Below are 18,066 nucleotides of genomic sequence, written 5' to 3' on the forward strand. Positions count from 1 at the left end.
GCCGGTACGGCCGGCTACGAGGGGGATCCGTGCGACTCGGGCGTGGCAGTGGAGCGACCGCACTGGCGTTCGCCGTGGTCGCGAGCGCGTTCGCCGCGGTTCCCGCCGCGGTGGCCGCGCCGCACGCTCCGGCGGCCTCCGCGGACGACGAGCCCGCCGGGAGCGGGGTGCCGACCGGGAGCGGGGTGCCCGCGGTCTGGCCCCGCCCGCAGTCGCTGCGCGCGAACGGCTCTCCGGTCACCGTCACGGACGAGGTGGTCCTGGTCACCCCGGCGCCGGAGAGCTCCGGCGGCTCGGGCCCGGCGGGTTCGTACGCACCGGGCGTCCCCCTGACCCCGTACGCCCCCGGCGTGAGCGTCGACGCGAACACCCCGGACAGCGACCTCGACCCGTACGCCCTCGAAGCGCTGCGCGCCCTGCTGCGACAGGCCGGTGCGCGCACGATCACGACGGCGCGTGACGGTGACGCGCTCCCGGCGCACGCTCTGGTGGTGCGCCTGGGCGCGGACCCGGCGGGCACCGGCGGGCCGGGCGCGGGTTCCTTCGGCGGCGCGCGGACCGCGCCGGGCTCCCTGGAGCGGGCGCTGACGGCGCTCGGCTCCGCGCCCCGCGCCGACCTCCCCTCCGGCGGCTACCGGCTGGCCGTGGGCCGCGCCGACGGCCGGGACACCGTCGCCCTCGCGGGCGTCGGCGAGGACGGCCTGTTCCACGCGGTGCAGACACTGCGCCAACTGCTCGGCGCCGACGGCCGGATCGCCGGTGCCGTCGTCCGGGACTGGCCCGGCACCGCCGTGCGGGGGGTCACCGAGGGGTTCTACGGCAGCCCGTGGACCCCTGAACAGCGCCTCGCTCAGCTGGACTTCATGGGCAGGACGAAGCAGAACCGCTATGTCTACGCGCCCGGCGACGACCTCTTCCGGCAGGCGCGCTGGCGTGAGCCGTACCCCGCCGGGGAGCGCGCCCGCTTCCGGGACCTGGCGGACCGGGCACGCCGCGATCACGTCACGCTGACCTGGGCGGTGGCCCCCGGGCAGGCGATGTGCTTCTCCTCGGACGCCGACGTGAGGGCGTTGACGCGCAAGCTCGACGCCATGTGGGCGCTCGGGTTCCGGGCCTTCCAGCTCCAGTTCCAGGACGTCAGCTACACCGAGTGGCACTGCGGGGCGGACGCGGACGCGTTCGGCTCCGGGCCCGCGGCGGCGGCGAAGGCGCAGGCCCGGGTGGCGAACGCCGTGGCCCGGCATCTCGCCGCCCGGCACCCGGACGTGGCCGCGCTGTCCCTGATGCCGACCGAGTACTACGAGGACGGCTCGACCGACTACCGCCGGCGGCTGGCGGGCGCCCTGGACGAGCACGTCGAGGTCGCCTGGACGGGCATCGGAGTCGTGCCGAGGACCATCACCGGCGGCGAACTGGCGCGCACCCGCTCGGTGTTCGGCAGCCATCCGCTCGTCACCATGGACAACTACCCGGTCAACGACTACGCGCAGGACCGGGTGTTCCTCGGCCCCTACCAGGGGCGCGAGCCGGCCGTGGCCACGGGTTCGGCGGCCCTGCTGGCCAACGCGATGCCCCAGGCGGAGGCCTCCCGCATCCCCCTGTTCACGGCCGCCGACTACGCCTGGAACCCGCGGGACTACCGGCCAGAGGAGTCCTGGGAGGCCGCGATCGAGGACCTCGCGGGCCAGGACGCCCGGGGCGCGGACGCGCTGCGCGCGCTGGCCGGGAACGAGGCGTCCTCGGTCCTCGGCGGCCAGGAGTCGGCGTATCTGCGCCCGCTCATGGACGCGTTCTGGCAGACGCGGACGACCACGGACCGGGCGACGGGCGACCGGGCCGCCGAGCGGCTGCGCGCGGCGTTCACGGTGATGCGCGAGACGCCGAAGCGGCTGGCGGGCCGCCCGATCGCCACCGAAGTGGGTTCCTGGACCCAGCAGTTGGCACGCTACGGCGAGGCCGGCGAGACGGCCGTCGCACTGCTGGACGCCCAGTCGGACGGTGACGCGACGGCCGCGTGGACGGCCTACCGCGCCCTGAACCGGCTGCGCGCCGAGCTCGCGGCGAGCGAGGTGACGGTCGGCGCGGGCGTGCTCGACCCGTTCCTGACACGGGCCCGCACGGCGTACGAGCAGTGGGCGGGCCTCGGCAACGAGTCCTCCACCGGTCCCGGCACCCCGAAGGACCCCGGAGCGAGGAGGGACGGCGGCACAGGCACCGGCGGCTCCCCGAAGGACACCGGCGGCGCGGCGGACGACGGCGGGACCGCGCCGAGCGGCCCCGCCCCCGAGGACGGCGCCGGCCGGGACGGCCGTGCCGTCCTGCTCCCCCGCCCCCGCGTCCTCACCGACGTGAGCGTGCTCACCGACCCGGGCGCGACGGGCCTCGTCGAGGGGCACGTCCCGGGCGAGGGCTGGCGGTATCTCGGCGACCTCACCCCTGGCGGCGCGACGGAGCTCGGGTCGGCGCGGATCGGCACGGCGGGCGTGCGCGTGGACGCGCTGCGGGTCGTGGGCCCGGAGCGGTCCGAGGTCCGCCATCTCGTGCCGTGGTTCGCCGACACCCCCGCCGCCGCACTGGAGCTGGCCCGCTCCACGACGGACATGGAGATCGGCGGCACGGAGCGGATCACGGCCCGGCTGACGTCACTGCGTCCCACCGGGGTCAGCGGTGAACTGACGGCGCGGGCTCCGAAGGGCATCCGGGTCAAGGTCTCGCGGCCCTCGCCGACGCTGGCGCGCGGCGCCGTCGTCGACAGCCTGGTGGAGGTCACGGTCCCGCCGGGGACGCCGTCGGGCACGTACGAGGTGACGGTCGCCTTCGGTTCGCAGACCCGCACCCTGACCGTCCGCGCCTTCCCGCGCACGGCGGGCCCCGACCTGGCCCGCACCGGCACGGCCTCCTCGTCCGCCGACGAGACCCCCGACTTCCCGGCCTCGGCGGCCGTCGACGGCGCCCCGTCGACCCGCTGGTCCTCCCCCGTCGACGACGGCGCCTGGTGGCAGGTGCGGCTCGCGGAGCCGGCACGCCTCGGCCGGCTCGTGCTGAGCTGGCAGGACGCGCACCCCTCGGCGTACCGCGTCCAGGTCTCCGCCGACGGGCGCGTCTGGCGCACCGCGACGACCGTGGACGACAGCCGGGGCGGGCGGGAATCGCTCCGCTTCGACGAACGGGACGTGCGCTACGTGCGCGTCCAGGGGCTGCGGCGGGCCACGGCGTACGGGTACTCGCTGTGGTCGGCCGAGGCGTACGCGGTCGCGGACTGACCCCGGGGCCGGGGTGCCACCGGCGATCCGCGGCCGGCCGTTCCGTGCACGTTGTCGGCCGTTCCGTGCGCCGTGACTGGCCGTTCCGTGCGCCATGACCCGCGGCCGGCCGGGCCGCGCCTCGCGGGGACCGCTCCCGGGCAGGTGTGCGGATCGCCCGCCCGGAGGAGGCGTGGCCCCGTGTGTCCCCTGACGGCCCTCGTGACGCTTCTCACCGGGCCCGCCCCCGTTTCCCGCGCCTCGGGCGGGTTCGGGACGGCCCCACCGCGCGTGTTCGGCGTGGCGATCGTCACGGGCCCCGGGGCCGTTCGGGCGAGCTTCCGGCGCCCCTGCGGCACGCGGGCAGCACCGGGTACCCGTACGGCACGGGTGGCGGCTGCCGGAAGGCACGGGGGTCCTCCCGGGCAGCCGGAGCCGGCGGCTGCCGAGGCCGGCGCCGCCAACGCGAAGACCCGGACCGTCAGGCTGAGATGCCGTCGATCCGGGCCATGGCGTCGTCCGCCCCGTACGGTTGCAGGTAGGGCATCCAGCGTGGGTCCCTGTGCCCGGTTCCGATGATGCGCCACGCGAGCCCCGTCGGCGGGGCGGGTTTGTGGCGCAGGCGCCAGCCGATCTCGACCAGGTGGCGGTCGGCCTTGGTGTGGTTGCAGCGGCGGCAGGACGCCACCACGTTGTCCCAGGCGTGCTGACCCCCGCGTGAGCGCGGGATGACGTGGTCGACGCTGGTTGCGACGCCACCGCAGTACATGCACCGGCCGCCGTCGCGGGCGAACAGAGCTCGCCTGGTCAGCGGGACGGGCCCTCGGTAGGGAACCCGTACGAACCTCTTCAGCCGGACCACGCTGGGTGCGGGGACAGTAACGGTCGCGCTGTGCATGAAGGCGCCGGATTCCTCGAGACAGACTGCCTTGTTCTCAAGGACGAGGACGAGCGCGCGGTGGAGCGGTACGACGCCGAGCGGCTCGTACGACGCGTTGAGGACCAGGACGTGCGGCACGGATGCCTCCTTGTACGCCGGCGGCGCGTGGCTCGCGCCGGGACGATCTGTAGGTCAGTCTCCCCTCATGCCTGGTGATGGCGCCACCATGTCCCGGTAACGGGCTGGGAGTGTTTTCGACCACATCCCCTACATCCCCAGGTGAGCACGGTCTCTCCCCTCAACATGACAACGATCCACACACGATGCCCCGTTAGTGTGGTGGTTCCGCCCTGACGGCACCCCTGTGTCCCCGCCGCGGGCGGACCGCTACGCCTGGAGGTACCTGCTGTGTCCTTGTCCGTCCTATCGGCCCTGGTCGCCGGTGCGAACCCCTCGCCGTCACCCTCGACGTCGACCGGCCCGCTCACGGTGACCCCCACGCTCCAGGACGCCCAGGAGAGTGCGACCCACGCCGCCAGCTGGGTCGAGGAGAACTGGTCGACCTGGCTGGCCATAGGTCTGCGCGTCCTGCTCATCCTGGTGATCGCCGCCGCACTGAGAGTGTTCGTGCGCCGGTCGATCACCAAGCTCATCGACCGGATGAGCCGCACCGCCGAGGCCGTGGACGGCACGACGCTCGGCGGTCTGCTGGTGAACGCGGAGCGCCGCAGGCAGCGCTCCCAGGCCATCGGCTCGGTGCTGCGCTCGGTCGCCTCCTTCCTGATCATGGGCACGGCCGCACTGATGATCCTCGGCACGTTCCAGATCAATCTGGCCCCGCTGCTCGCCTCGGCGGGTGTGGCCGGTGTCGCGATCGGTTTCGGCGCCCGCAACCTGGTGACGGACTTCCTCTCCGGCGTCTTCATGATCCTGGAGGACCAGTACGGCGTCGGGGACGTGATCGACGCTGGGGTGGCCTCGGGCGAGGTCATAGAGGTCGGTCTGCGGGTGACCAAGCTGCGGGGCGACAACGGCGAGATCTGGTACGTCCGCAACGGCGAGGTCAAGCGCATCGGCAACCTCTCCCAGGGCTGGGCCACGGCCGGGGTGGACGTCACGGTCCGCTCCTCGGAGGACCTGGACCACGTCCGGTCGGTCATCAACGAGGTCGCCGAGACCATCAGCAAGGAAGAGCCCTGGAACGAGCGGCTCTGGGGCCCGGTCGAGATCCTGGGCCTGGACAGCGTCCTCCTCGACTCCATGGTGGTCCGGGTCTCGGCCAAGACGATGCCGGGCAAGGCCAGCTCCGTGGAACGCGAGCTCCGCTGGCGGATCAAGCGCGCCTTCGACGCCGCCGACATCCGCATCATGGGCGGCCCGACCTCCCCCGTGGAGGAGGAACCCCTCGACCCGTCGGCCGCGGTGGCGGCCCCGTCGGCCCTGGGGAACCCGGCCTCTCCCCAGTCGGAGGCGACGGCACCGATCCCGTCCCCGGCGTCCTCGGCATCGGCGGGCGTGCCGAAGTAGGACCGAGGCGGCAGTACGCCCGAAGGGGCGGCACCCGGGACATCCGGGTGCCGCCCCTTCGGGCGTACGGGCCCGGGGCCCGTGAGTCGGCGCTCTTCACACGACCCCCGCATTCCGGCCACATCGTTGAACCGTCTACTGTCACCCCAACAGCGGGCCCTTGTTCTGGAGCTCAACGCCCAGGGGACCGCCTCGAATGTGGGGAATCCATGCGCAAATACGCCATCGGCGCCGTCGTTTCCGGCACCCTGGCCGTGTCCGCCCTGGCCGCGCCGTCCGCCACGGCCGCCACGCCGGACATCTCCTTCTCCAACGCCGTGGTCAACAACGGCAAGGCCATCGTCGTCGGCACCAACGCCGTGGTGAGCGTCCCGGTCAGGTTCACCCTGGTCCACCCGGTCGGGCTCGTCGTCAACAACATGACGGAGGACCTCGACTCCGAGGGCACGACGAACATGGCGGGCATCGCCCTGTACCGCGGGACGACGCTGGCCAAGGCGGTGAACGAGATGGAGCCCGACGACTCCCCGAAGTGCACCCCGACGGCGACGACCGCCACGACGGTCACCGAGTCCTGCACCGAGGTCATCGCCGTCGACCCGCAGAACTACCTGTACGAGGCGGCCGACGCGGGCACCTGGAAGGTCGCCGGCTTCTACGGCCGCGTCAGCGTGGGCAGCGACGACGACGGCAACCACGTCAGCTTCGACTACGGCTACGACATGTGGGGCATCCCGGGGACCGCCCAGGTCAAGCGCGCCGCCCGGCTCACGGTCAACGCCGGCCCCGAGCCGGTGAAGAAGGGCGGCACGCTCACCGTCAAGGGCACGCTGACCCGCGCCGACTGGTTCAGCGGCAAGTACACCGGCTTCAAGGGCCAGCCGGCCGCCCTCCAGTTCAGGGCGAAGGGCGCCACCGCCTACAAGACCGTCAAGACGGTGACCTCCGGCACCGCGGGCGCCCTGAGCACCACGGTCAAGGCCTCGGCCGACGGCACCTACCGCTACACGTTCGCGGGCACGACCACCACGGGCACCGCCACCGCCACGGGCGACTACGTCGACGTGAAGTAACCAGGACCGGCCCCTGCCGGGCCCACCCCGAATCGCCCCCGCGAACGACGCACCCGTCGGCCGCGGGGGCGACTTCGTTCCGCCCCGCGCACGCCGCCCGGGTAACGACTCCGTCGTCTCGGCGGCATTCTCTCTTGACGCCTCCGCCCCCTCCGGCCTACTTTCCTCGCACGGCAATAGGAAACTTTCCTAACAATGATCTCGCGGTGGACTTCCCGAAGGCCTCCCTGGGAAGCTGGTCGGTCGAGAAGGGCAGGTGGCAGACATGGCAGGTTCCGCCGGCACGCCGGGCACTCCGCGCGTCCTGCGCGCGATGAACGACCGCGCCGCCCTCGATCTGCTGCTCGCGCACGGCCCGCTCTCCCGGACCCGGATCGGCAAGCTCACCGGCCTGTCCAAGCCCACCGCCTCCCAGCTCCTCGCCCGCCTGGAAGCCGCCGGGCTCGTCCTGGCCACCGGCACCAGCGAGGGCAGGCCCGGCCCCAGCGCCCAGTTGTACGAGGTCGATCCGAGCGCCGCCCACGCGGCGGGACTCGACGTCACCCCCGAGCGCGTCCTCGCCGCCGTCGCCGACATCACCGGCCGCACGGTCGGCACGTACGAACTGCCCACCCCGGGCCGCCGCCCCGCCCAGCCCGTCGTGCGCCAGGTCACCGAAGCCCTGGACGGCGCGGTGAAGGCCGCCGGGCTCGCCCGGGACGACGTCCGCCGCCTGGTCATCGGCACCCCCGGCGCCTTCGATCCCAACACCGGCCGGCTGCGCTACGCCTCCCACCTTCCCGGCTGGCACTCCCCGGCCCTCCTCGACGAACTGGCCGCGGCCCTGCCGATGCCCGTCGAGTACGAGAACGACGTCAACCTCGTCGCCATCGCGGAGCAGCGGCTCGGCGCCGCACGGGGGCACGAGGACTTCGTCCTGCTCTGGAACGAGGGCGGTCTCGGCGCGGCCCTCGTCCTCGGCGGACGGCTGCACCGCGGCTGGACCGGCGGCGCCGGCGAGGTCGGTTTCCTCCCGGTGCCCGGCGCGCCCCTGGTCCGCCAGGTGACCCGGGCCAACAGCGGCGGCTACCAGGAGCTGGCCGGCTCCCAGGCCATCCCGAAACTGGCCCGCGAACTCGGCATCACGGACCTGCCCACGGGCCCGTACGCCGAGGTCGCGGCCACCGCCGTCGAACGGGCCGCCGCCGTCGACACGGGTCCCTACCGCCAACTCCTGGAGAGGTACGCGACCGGGCTCGCCACCGGTCTGGCCTCGCTCGTCTCCGTGCTCGACCCCGAACTGGTCGTCCTCAGCGGGGCCTCGCTCACCGCGGGCGGCGAACCGCTGCGCGCCCTGGTCCAGGCCGAACTGGAGGAACTGGCCGCGTCCCGGCCGCGCCTCGTCGTCGGTGACGTACACGAACACCCCGTGCTGCGCGGCGCGTTGGAGAGCGCCCTGGCAGCCACCCGCGACGAGGTCTTCGACACCTCCCGCTGAACCCGCCCCGACCCCTTCGACGCCCCGCACCCCCGACCCCTTCGACCCCGCCGCGGGCCGGCGCCCGCCCGCCCCGCCCGGCCCGCACCTTCCCGTGTCCCGCCCCGTCCCTCGCAGGGAGATCTCGCCATGCCCGGAATATCCCGAAAGGCAGCCGTCGCGCTCGCCGCCTCCGCCTCGATAGCCCTCCTCGCCACCGCCTGTACCGGCCAGCCCGACAGCGGCGGAGGGGACGACGCGTCCAAGGAACAGACGATCAACTTCTGGCACGGCTGGAGCGCGGACAACGAGGTCGCGGCCGTGAAGTCGCTGGTCGCGGGCTTCGAGAAGACGCACCCCAACATCCACGTGAACGTCGTCGGCAACATGACCGACGACAAGATCAACCAGGCGCTGCGCGCGGGCGGCGACAAGGCCCCCGACGTGGTCTCCTCCTTCACCACCAACAACGTGGGCAAGTTCTGCTCGTCCGGCGCCTTCGTCGATCTGAACCCCCGCTTCAAGAAGGCGCACATCGACCCCGAGGCGACCTTCCCGAAGGCGATGAACGAGTACACCCAGTTCGACGGCAACCGCTGCACGGTGCCGCTCCTCGGTGACGCGTACGGGCTCTACTACAACAAGGACGCGTTCAAGAAGGCCGGGATCGCCTCCCCGCCGAAGACGTGGTCGGAGTTCGAGACCGACGCCAAGAAGCTGACGATCACCAAGGGCGACTCGTACTCCCAGCTCGGCTTCATGCCGGACTACCACGGCTGGGAGTCCACCACCGAGCACTACTTCGGGCAGTTCTCGCCGACGTACTTCGACAGCAGCGGCAAGTCGAACATCGCCAAGGACCCCGCCTTCGCGGCGGGGTTCACCCTCCAGAAGAAGCTGGTCGACGAACTCGGCGGCTTCAAGAAGCTGGAGACCTACCGCTCCAAGCTCGGTGACGAGTGGGGCCCCAAGCACCCCTTCCACACCGGCCAGGTGGCCATGCAGCTCGACGGCGAATGGCGGCTCGGCATGGCCGAGGAGGCCAAGCCGGACTTCGAGATCGGCGTCGCCCCGCTGCCCGTCCCCGACGACCAGGCGGACCAGTACGGCAAGGGCTACATCACCGGCACGATCGCGGGCATCCCGTCCACCAGCCACAAGCAGAACGCGGCCTGGGAACTGGTGAAGTACATGACCACGGACACGGACGCGGTGGTCGGATTCGCCAACGGCATCCACAACGTGCCCTCGACGCTCGCGGCCCTCAAGTCGCCGAAGCTGACGTACGACCCGCGGTTCAAGACGTTCCTGGACATCGCCTCGAACCCGAACTCGACGACGACCCCGGCGTCCATCAACGGCGGCACCTACCTCGTGACGATCCAGCAGTTCGGATACGACTACGAGAGCGGCAAGGCCAAGGATCTGAAGGCGGGCCTCGCGGCCACGGCCCGGCAGATCGACACGGACATCGCGCAGGCGAAGTAGCCGCACGGACATGAGTACTGTCACGCTCGCCTCCAAGCGCCGCAGGTCGGCGCTTCGGACCCTCGCCTTCATGTCGCCCTGGCTGATCGGGTTCGCGGTCTTCTTCGCCTACCCGCTGATCTCGACCGTCTACTTCTCCTTCATGCACTACGACGGCTTCAGGCCGCCGACGTGGAGCGGGACGAAGAACTGGCGCTACGTCTTCGAGAACTACCCGCTGTTCTGGCCCGCGTTGCGCAACACCCTGTGGCTGGTCCTGGTCATGGTGACCCTGCGGGTGGTGTTCGGACTCGGCGTCGGACTGCTGATCACGAAGATCAGGACGGGCACGGGTGTCTTCCGCACCCTCTTCTATCTGCCCTACCTCGCCCCGCCCGTGGCCGCCACCATGGCCTTCGCCTTCCTCCTCAACCCCGGTACGGGACCGGTCAACTCGATCCTGGACAAGGTCGGCATCACGGCCCCCGGCTGGTTCAACGACCCGGCCTGGTCCAAGCCCGCGCTGACCCTGCTCGCCCTGTGGGGCATCGGCGACCTGATGGTCATCTTCATGGCCGCGCTGCTCGACGTGCCCACCGAGCAGTACGAGGCCGCCGAGCTGGACGGTGCCTCCGCCTGGCAGCGGTTCCGGTACGTCACGCTGCCGAACATCTCGCCCATCGTGATGTTCGCCGTGGTCACCGGGGTCATCCAGACCATGCAGTACTACACGCAGCCGCTGATCGCCGGGAAGGTCGCCTCGGGCGTCATCCAGGGCGCCGGAACGCAGTTCGAGCCCGGCTATCCCGACAAGTCGACGCTCACCCTGCCCCAGCTCGTCTACAACCTCGGCTTCCAGCGCTTCGACTACGGCTCCGCCTGTGTGGTCGCGCTCGTGCTGTTCGCCCTGTCCATGGTGTTCACCGCGTTCCTGATGCGGCGCCGGGGCGGTCTCATCCAGGCAGGTGACTGACCGATGACCCACGTACTCGACCAGCCGGCGGAGCTGGCGCAACCCCTCTCCCCCGCCGAACGCACCGCCCGCCGAAGGGCCCTCCTGCAATGGGTCGCGGTCCACTCCCTCGGCGTCGCGGCCGCCCTCTTCTTCGTGCTGCCCTTCGTGTTCGTGTTCCTGACCTCGCTCATGAGCGACAGCCAGGCACTGAGCCGTGACCTGATCCCGCACACCTGGGAATGGGGCAACTACAAGAAGGTCTTCGACACCCCCGGCTTCCTCACCTGGTGGAAGAACACGCTGCTGTACGCCGGTGCCGGCACGGTCCTGACGGTCGTCTCGTCGATCCCCGTCGCCTACGCGCTCGCCAAGTTCCGCTTCCGGGGCCGGAATCTGTCCCTGATGCTGGTCATCTCGATGATGATGCTGCCGCCGCAGGTCGTGATCATCCCCATGTACCTGTTCTGGGCGAAGCAGCTGGACCTGTCCGGCACCCTGTGGCCGCTGATCATCCCGATGGCGTTCGGGGACGCGTTCTCCATCTTCCTGCTGCGCCAGTTCCTGATGACCATCCCGAACGAGTACCTGGACGCCGCCAGGGTCGACGGCTGCGGGGAACTGCGGACCCTGCTCAAGGTCGTCCTGCCGATGGCGAAGCCGGGGATCGCGGCCGTCGCGCTCTTCCAGTTCTTCTACGCCTGGAACGACTACTTCGGCCCGCAGATCTACGCGTCCGAGAACCCGGGCGCCTGGACGCTGAGTTACGGCCTGGAGTCGTTCAAGGGCGCGCACCACACCGACTGGAATCTCACCATGGCCGCGACCGTGCTGGTCATGGCCCCCGTGATCCTCGTGTTCTTCTTCGCGCAGAAGGCGTTCGTCGAAGGCGTCACGCTCACCGGAGTGAAGGGTTAACCATGAAACTCACCGTGGTCGGCGGAGGGTCGACCTACACCCCCGAACTCATCGACGGCTTCGCCCGGCTCAGGGACACTCTGCCCGTCGAGGAACTCGTCCTCGTCGACCCGGCCGCCGAGCGCCTTGAACTCGTCGGCGGCCTGGCCCGCCGGATCTTCGCCCGGCAGGGCCACCCGGGCCGGATCGTCACCACCTCCGACCTCGACGCGGGCGTGGAGGGCGCCGACGCCGTGCTCCTCCAGCTGCGCGTCGGCGGCCAGGCGGCCCGCGAGCAGGACGAGACCTGGCCGCTGGAGTGCGGCTGCGTCGGACAGGAGACGACCGGCGCGGGCGGCCTCGCCAAGGCGCTGCGCACGGTTCCGGTGGTCCTCGACATCGCCGAACGGGTCCGCCGTGCCAACCCGGACGCGTGGATCATCGACTTCACCAACCCGGTCGGCATCGTGACGCGCGCCCTGCTCCAGGCCGGCCACAAGACGGTCGGCCTGTGCAACGTGGCGATCGGCTTCCAGCGGAAGTTCGCCGGCCTGCTCGGGGTCTCCCCCACCGACGTCCATCTCGACCATGTGGGCCTCAACCACCTCACCTGGGAGACCGGTGTGCGGCTGGGCGGGCCCGAGGGCGAGAACGTGCTGCCCCGGCTGCTCGCCGAGCACGGGGACGCCGTCGCCGCGGACCTGCGGCTGCCCTGCACCCTCGTCGACCGCCTCGGCGTGGTCCCCTCGTACTACCTGCGCTACTTCTACGCCCACGACGAGGTGGTCCAGGAGCTGCGCACCAAGCCGTCCCGGGCCGCCGAAGTCGCGGAGATGGAAAGGCAGTTGCTGAGCATGTACGGCGATCCGGCGCTCGACCGGAAGCCGGAGCTGCTGGCGAAGCGGGGCGGCGCGTACTACTCGGAGGCGGCCGTCGACCTCGCCGCCGCGCTGCTCGGCGGGGGCGGCAGCCCCTACCAGGTGGTGAACACGCACAACCGGGGAACCCTGCCGTTCCTGCCGGACGACGCGGTGATCGAGGTGCAGGCCGCGGTGAACGCCAAGGGGCCCTCCCCGCTGCCGGTGCCGACCGTGGACCCGCTCTACGCGGGCCTCATGGCGAACGTGACCGCGTACGAGGACCTGGCCCTGGACGCCGCTCTGCGCGGCGGCCGCGACCGGGTCTTCCGGACGCTGCTCGCCCACCCCCTGGTCGGCCAGTACGCCCTGGCCGACACCCTGACCGACCAGCTGATCGCGCACAACCGGGAGCACCTCGCGTGGGCATGACGTCGACGGAAACCGGTGCCGGGACGGCCGCCGGGTCCGGTCCCTCGGACACCGGGTCCGATCCCGCGGGCCTCGTCCTGGCCATCGACGCGGGCAACAGCAAGACCGACGTCGCCGTGGTGGCAGCGGACGGCCGGGTGACCGGCACCGCGCGCGGGGGCGGGTTCCGGCCCCCGGCCGTCGGTGTCGAGACGGCGGTGGACGTGCTCGCCGACGCGGTGCGGCGGGCCTTCGCCGAGGCGGGCGTCACCGCCGTCGGCCATGTCTCCGCCTGTCTCGCCAACGCCGACCTCCCGGTGGAGGAGGAGCGTTTGGCGGAAGCGCTGCACGCGCGCGCGTGGGGCGCGGGGGTGGAGGTGCGCAACGACACCTTCGCGATCCTGCGCGCCGGGATCGCCGAGCCGCGCGGTGTCGCCGTGGTCTGCGGGGCCGGCATCAACTGCGTCGGCATGCGGCCCGACGGCGAGACCGCCCGCTTCCCCGCCATCGGCCGCATCTCCGGTGACTGGGGCGGCGGCTGGGCTCTGTCGGAGGAGGCGCTGTGGCACGCGGCGCGGGCCGAGGACGGCCGGGGCGGGGAGACCGCCCTGGCCCGCACCCTGCCCGCGCACTTCGGCCTGGACTCCATGTACACGCTCATCGAGGCCCTGCACCTGGAGCACATCCCGGGCGCGCGCCGGCACGAGCTGACCCCGGTCCTGTTCACCACCGCGGCCGACGGCGACCCGGTGGCCCGCGCGATCGTCGACCGGCTCGCGGAGGAGGTGGTCGCGATGGCGACGGTGGCCCTGAACCGTCTCGGTCTGCTCACCGAGGAGACCCCGGTCCTCCTCGGCGGCAGCATCCTGGCCGCCCGTCACCCCCGGCTCGACGACCGCATCCACGAACTCCTGGCCGTGCGCGCCCCCAAGGCGGTCCCCCGCGTGGTCACCGCCCCGCCGGTCCTCGGGGCGGCGCTGCTGGGCCTGGACCACGTACGGGCCGCGGGCGAGATCCACGCGCGGGTACGGGCGTTCTACGAAGGGGGCTGAGGGGGCCCGCGGGGCGGACGGCGCCGAGGCGGGCGCGCGCGGCCCCCGGAGCGCCGTGACCTGGCACGAAGGGGCGGGAACCAAACGGATCCGGAACACGTGTTCATGAGAAGGGGGGTGGCGCGGGGGAATCGTGCTGCGCCGTGATCCGAACAAGATCCAGGCAAGGCCTGTGCGGATGCCGGTACGGGCGGCGATACTTGCCGCCGTGCACGTACGCCGCCGGCCGCGCCTCCCGCGTCCGCGGTGGGCGTGACCGAGCGGATGACCATGGGGGAGGTCGACAGTGACACACCCGCCTGAGGGCAGCGCGGCGCCACCGGGGCGGGGCGCGCCCACGATGCCGGCCGTTCCGGCACAGTCCGGCTCCCCCCGGCCGCCCGACGGATCTCCCGTGCCCCGGGGCGGGTTCGGCCCCCCGCGAAGCGCTCCCCCCGCGCCCCCCGGCCCCGGCGCGCCGCCGCGGCGCACGGTGTGGGCCGAGGGCGTGGACCGGCTGCGCGCCGCGGCGACGACGGAACCGGGGCGGCTGCGGATCATCGGCGCCGTCCTCGCCCTGCTCGTCGTCGCGTTCGGCGCGGTCACCGCCTGGCAGATGACGGAACGTTCGGCCGCCGCGGACAACGTGCTGCACCGCAGCCAGCCGCTGAGCGCGAGCGCCGCGGACATCTACCGCTCGCTCGCCGACGCCAACACCGCCGCCTCCAGCGGCTTCCTGGCGGGTGGTCAGGAGACCCAGGAGACCCGCGAACGCTACGAGCAGGACATCAGGACGGCCGCCGCGAAGCTGATCACCGCGGCCAACAGCTCCGAGGCGGGCTCCCCAGCGGCGAAGACCATCTCGCAGCTGAACGAGCTGCTGCCCGAGTACAAGGGCCTGATCGAGCGGGCCCGTGCCAACAACCGCCAGGGCTACCCGCTGGGCGGCGCGTATCTGCGGTACGCGAACGACACGATGCAGCAGCAGATGCTCCCGAAGGCCGAACAGCTCTATCTGAGCGAGAACCGGCGGCTGAACGCCGACTACGCCGACGCCAAGCCCTACCCGTGGGCCGCGATCGCCCTCGGTCTGCTCGCGCTCGCCGCCCTGGTCTGGGCCCAGCGCCGCAACTACCGCCGTACGAACCGGGTGCTGAACCAGGGCATGGCCGCCGCGACCGCCGCGTCCCTGGTCGTGCTGCTGTGGCTCACCGTCGGGCACACCCTCGCCCGCTCCGGTCTCGACGAGTCCTACGACCACGGGGTCCTCTCCCTGAACGCGCTGCACAACGCGCAGATCGCGTCCCTGAAGGCCCGGGGCAACGAGAACCTCACCCTGGTCAGCCGGGGCGCGGAGACCAAGGTCCTGGCCGACGGCAAGACGACCGTCGACCTGTACGACTACAACTTCGACCAGGACATGAAGACGCTCACCCGGCGCCTCGCCGTCGCGGCGAGCCTCGCGGACGACAGCGCGGGCGAGAAGCCCGTACAGGCCGCGACCGCGAACATGAAGGTCTGGAAGCAGCGTCACGCGCAGGCCCGCAGGGCCGACAACGACGGCGAGTACCAACTGGCGCTCGACCGGGTCATCGGCTCCGCCGACAAGAAGCCCACGCGCGTGTGCTTCGACGGCGTCGACTCCAGCCTGAGCACCGCGCTGACGCACGAGCAGGACGAGTTCCGGCGGGCGGCCGGCGACGGCCTGGGAGCCATGACCGGCCTCCCGGTCGGCGCGGCGGTCCTCGGTGTGCTGGCCGCCGCGGGCGCGGTGCTCGGGATCGGCCGCAGGCTTTCGGAGTACCGGTGAGAGGGGGAGCGGCGATGATCGCACGACGGCTGAGGGCGAGCCTGCGGGGCTGGGGCGGCGTGGGCGCGATGGCGCTCGCCTGCGCGACGGCGCTGATCCTCGCGCTGATGCTGCCGGACTCCGCCCGCGGGAACGGCGGCACGGCCACCGGCGGACCGGGCCTGGCCCTGGGCACCCAGGCCAAGGCCGCCCGGTGCACCGACCCGCAGAACCAGAGCCTGCCCCCGTCGGGCGCGGACGGGCCGACGATCGACGCCATCAAGAACCGCAAGGACCGGCGGCTGATCGTCGGCGTCGACCAGAACAGCTACCACTGGGGCTACCGCGACCCGAACAACCCGAAGGCCGGCGGCGACCTGGAGGGCTTCGACATCGACCTGGTGCACGCGATCGCCAAGAGCGTCCTGGGCGACGAGAACGCCGTCCAGTTCCGCGCCATACCCACCAGCCAGCGCATCCCCGCGATCCAGAGCGGCAAGGTCGACATGGTGGTGCGCACCATGACGATCACCTGTGAGCGTCTCGACCAGGTCGCGTTCTCCGCGCCCTACTTCAAGACCGGACAGCAGGTGCTGGCCCCGGTGAACTCCACCGTCACGGGGTACGACAAGAGCCTGGCAGGCAAGAGGATCTGCTCGGCCGCCGGATCCACCGCGAACGACCGTCTGACGGCGGACCGGCGCGCGGGCACACTCGCCTCCTCCGCGATCGTCCTGCCGCCCGTGCCCAACCAGCTGGACTGCCTGGTGCGCCTCCAGCTCGGCGAGGCCGACGCGGTGGTGACCGACGGCGCGCTCGCCGCGAGCCAGGCCGCCCAGGACCCCACGGTCGAGCTCAAGGGCGGCGCTTTCACCACCGAGTACTACGGCGTGGCGATGAAACAGGGCGCCAAGGATCTGGTCCAGCGGGTCAACCAGGTCCTGGCCGACTACCGCAAGGACGGCTGGCGGCAGTCGTACGACAAGTGGCTCGCCCCGACCCTCGGGCCCGACTCCAGCTCGGAGGATCCACCCTCCGCCGAGTACAGGCAGTCCGCCTGACACGACGGAAGAGTCGACCCGGCCGCACACCCCGAGCGCGCCGGGAACGCACGAGAACGAGAGGTGATCGATGGGCGTCACGGGACCCCCCGGGCCGGTGATGGACCGGGACGAGGCGGACCGTGCGCTGGCGCGCCTCGGCGCGGAGCACGAGGCCATCGAGACCTCGCTCCTCGCCCTCCAGGACCACGCGGGCCGAAGACTCCTGGAGGGCGCCGAACTCACCGGCTCGACCCAGGAGCGCTGGGCGTCAGCGGAGGCGTCGATCACCCTGCTGTGGGCGTACTTCGACGCCTACAGCGACGCGCTGCGCTCCGCGCGCGAGATCCGCTCCCGCCGGCGCTGGTCCAGCCGTGAGGACCTGGTCGAGCTCACCGAGCTGCTGCGCGGTTCGGGCATCACGGTCGCCGGTTCCACCACGGCCACCGCGAACGCGCCGACCCTGGCCGGCACCGGCAAGCTCAGCGAGCGGTTCTCGCTCGCGGCCCTGGTGGACCGGATGAACGAGCTGTACGCGTCCTCGCTCGACATGGTCGTCACCGCGGACGCCGTCTGGTCCGCGCTGCCCGCCCGGATAGATTTACTGGCCGCGGAGCTCCAGCGCACCCGCGCGCTCGCGCACTCCGTGGGCGTGCGCCCCGGCGAGCACCCCTCGGGCGACGACCTGGAGCGGATCACCAGGACCCTGACCGTCCTGCGCGAGCGGGTGATCTCCGACCCGCTCGCCTTCTGGGTTCCCGCGCAGGGGAGTTCGGCCCCGGGCGGCGGGCGTCCGGACACCACGGCGTACGACCGTGAGGCGCGCGCCCTGGAGGAGGTGCGCCGGGAGATCGACGCGGTCCTGACGGTGCGCCAGGACGCCGAGGCGCGGCTGGTGAAGCTGCGGGACGTGCTCAGCCGCGCCGACCGCACGCTCGCCGAGGCGCGCAGTGCCCGCGGCGAGGTCCTCGCCAAGATCGCCGCGTCCGAGGTGCCGGCGGTCAGCGGTCCGCCGACGGCGCTCCAGGAGCAGCTCGCGACGGCCGCGGAGTACCGCAGGCACGCGCAGTGGCACCGCCTCTCGCCGCTGCTGGAGGCGCTGGAGGAGAAGGCGGAGGACGAACTCCTGCGGGCCCGCGAGTCGTTGACGGCGGTCACGCAGCCGCTGGCGGTCCGCGCCGAGCTGCGCGGCCGCCTCGACGCGTACAAGGCGAAGGTCTCCCGGCTCGGCTTCGCCGAGGACCCCTTCCTGGTGGAGCGCTACGACGCGGCCCGGCGGATGCTGTGGAGCGCCCCCTGTGATCTGCGGGTGGCGGAGGAGGCGGTGCTGCGCTACCAGCGGGCGGCGGCCGAGGTGCTGAGCCCGCCGGTGCCCGAGCAGGGCGGACCTCATGACCGTGCGGACCGGAGGGGGCCCGACGCGTGAGCGGTGAAGGGATGCGGT

13 protein-coding genes are annotated in these 18,066 nt (G+C 72.3%); 12 read left to right on the forward strand and 1 reads right to left on the reverse strand.

The window, feature by feature from the left end; genetic code table 11:
* Window positions 1-29: 29 nt before the first annotated feature.
* On the forward strand, window positions 30-3,263 hold the full coding sequence (locus tag ACZ4AA_RS02820; RefSeq protein ID WP_467594128.1) for a beta-N-acetylglucosaminidase domain-containing protein: 3,234 nt from the start codon (window positions 30-32) through the stop codon (window positions 3,261-3,263).
* Between the two features lie 460 nt (window positions 3,264-3,723).
* On the opposite strand, the gene ACZ4AA_RS02825 is transcribed toward ACZ4AA_RS02820, so the two are convergent.
* Complete coding sequence (locus tag ACZ4AA_RS02825; protein WP_037618871.1) at window positions 3,724-4,260, reverse strand: HNH endonuclease; 537 nt, start codon at window positions 4,258-4,260, stop codon at window positions 3,724-3,726.
* A 270-nt stretch (window positions 4,261-4,530) separates the two neighbouring features.
* Between ACZ4AA_RS02825 and ACZ4AA_RS02830 the strand changes: the two genes are divergently transcribed.
* The 11 genes from ACZ4AA_RS02830 to ACZ4AA_RS02880 all read left to right on the forward strand — a co-directional run bounded on the left by ACZ4AA_RS02830 (window position 4,531) and on the right by ACZ4AA_RS02880 (window position 18,048).
* A complete protein-coding gene (locus tag ACZ4AA_RS02830) occupies window positions 4,531-5,649 on the forward strand; it encodes a mechanosensitive ion channel family protein (RefSeq protein WP_467594134.1) in 1,119 nt (372 codons plus the stop codon).
* Window positions 5,650-5,858: 209 nt separating this feature from the next.
* Window positions 5,859-6,722, forward strand: coding sequence for a hypothetical protein (locus ACZ4AA_RS02835; protein ID WP_467594137.1), 864 nt, complete (start codon window positions 5,859-5,861; stop codon window positions 6,720-6,722).
* Between the two features lie 265 nt (window positions 6,723-6,987).
* Window positions 6,988-8,199, forward strand: coding sequence for an ROK family transcriptional regulator (locus tag ACZ4AA_RS02840; RefSeq protein WP_467594139.1), 1,212 nt, complete (start codon window positions 6,988-6,990; stop codon window positions 8,197-8,199).
* Window positions 8,200-8,328: 129 nt separating this feature from the next.
* Window positions 8,329-9,666 (forward strand): ABC transporter substrate-binding protein, encoded by a 1,338-nt coding sequence (locus ACZ4AA_RS02845; protein WP_467594142.1) that lies wholly within the window; start codon window positions 8,329-8,331, stop codon window positions 9,664-9,666.
* Between the two features lie 10 nt (window positions 9,667-9,676).
* Window positions 9,677-10,618 carry a carbohydrate ABC transporter permease gene (locus ACZ4AA_RS02850; RefSeq protein ID WP_467594145.1) on the forward strand — a complete coding sequence of 314 codons (942 nt, stop codon included), beginning with the start codon at window positions 9,677-9,679 and terminating at the stop codon, window positions 10,616-10,618.
* Window positions 10,619-10,621: 3 nt separating this feature from the next.
* Window positions 10,622-11,515 carry a carbohydrate ABC transporter permease gene (locus ACZ4AA_RS02855; protein WP_467594148.1) on the forward strand — a complete coding sequence of 298 codons (894 nt, stop codon included), beginning with the start codon at window positions 10,622-10,624 and terminating at the stop codon, window positions 11,513-11,515.
* A 2-nt stretch (window positions 11,516-11,517) separates the two neighbouring features.
* Entirely contained in the window at window positions 11,518-12,783 is a 1,266-nt protein-coding gene (locus tag ACZ4AA_RS02860; protein ID WP_467594151.1) for a 6-phospho-beta-glucosidase, read from the forward strand.
* Window positions 12,780-13,814: an N-acetylglucosamine kinase gene (locus ACZ4AA_RS02865; protein WP_467594154.1), complete on the forward strand. Its 1,035-nt coding sequence runs from the start codon at window positions 12,780-12,782 to the stop codon at window positions 13,812-13,814. Before ACZ4AA_RS02860 ends, ACZ4AA_RS02865 begins: the two co-directional genes overlap by 4 nt.
* 286 nt (window positions 13,815-14,100) lie before the next feature.
* Window positions 14,101-15,603 carry a hypothetical protein gene (locus tag ACZ4AA_RS02870; protein ID WP_467594157.1) on the forward strand — a complete coding sequence of 501 codons (1,503 nt, stop codon included), beginning with the start codon at window positions 14,101-14,103 and terminating at the stop codon, window positions 15,601-15,603.
* 14 nt (window positions 15,604-15,617) lie between these two features.
* Window positions 15,618-16,643 (forward strand): glutamate ABC transporter substrate-binding protein, encoded by a 1,026-nt coding sequence (locus tag ACZ4AA_RS02875; protein WP_467594161.1) that lies wholly within the window; start codon window positions 15,618-15,620, stop codon window positions 16,641-16,643.
* Between the two features lie 70 nt (window positions 16,644-16,713).
* Window positions 16,714-18,048, forward strand: a complete 1,335-nt coding sequence (locus tag ACZ4AA_RS02880; protein WP_467594164.1) for a zinc ribbon domain-containing protein — start codon at window positions 16,714-16,716, stop codon at window positions 18,046-18,048.
* Window positions 18,049-18,066: the final 18 nt, after the last annotated feature.

It is taken from the genome of Streptomyces sp. NPDC024698 (genome assembly GCF_055559015.1).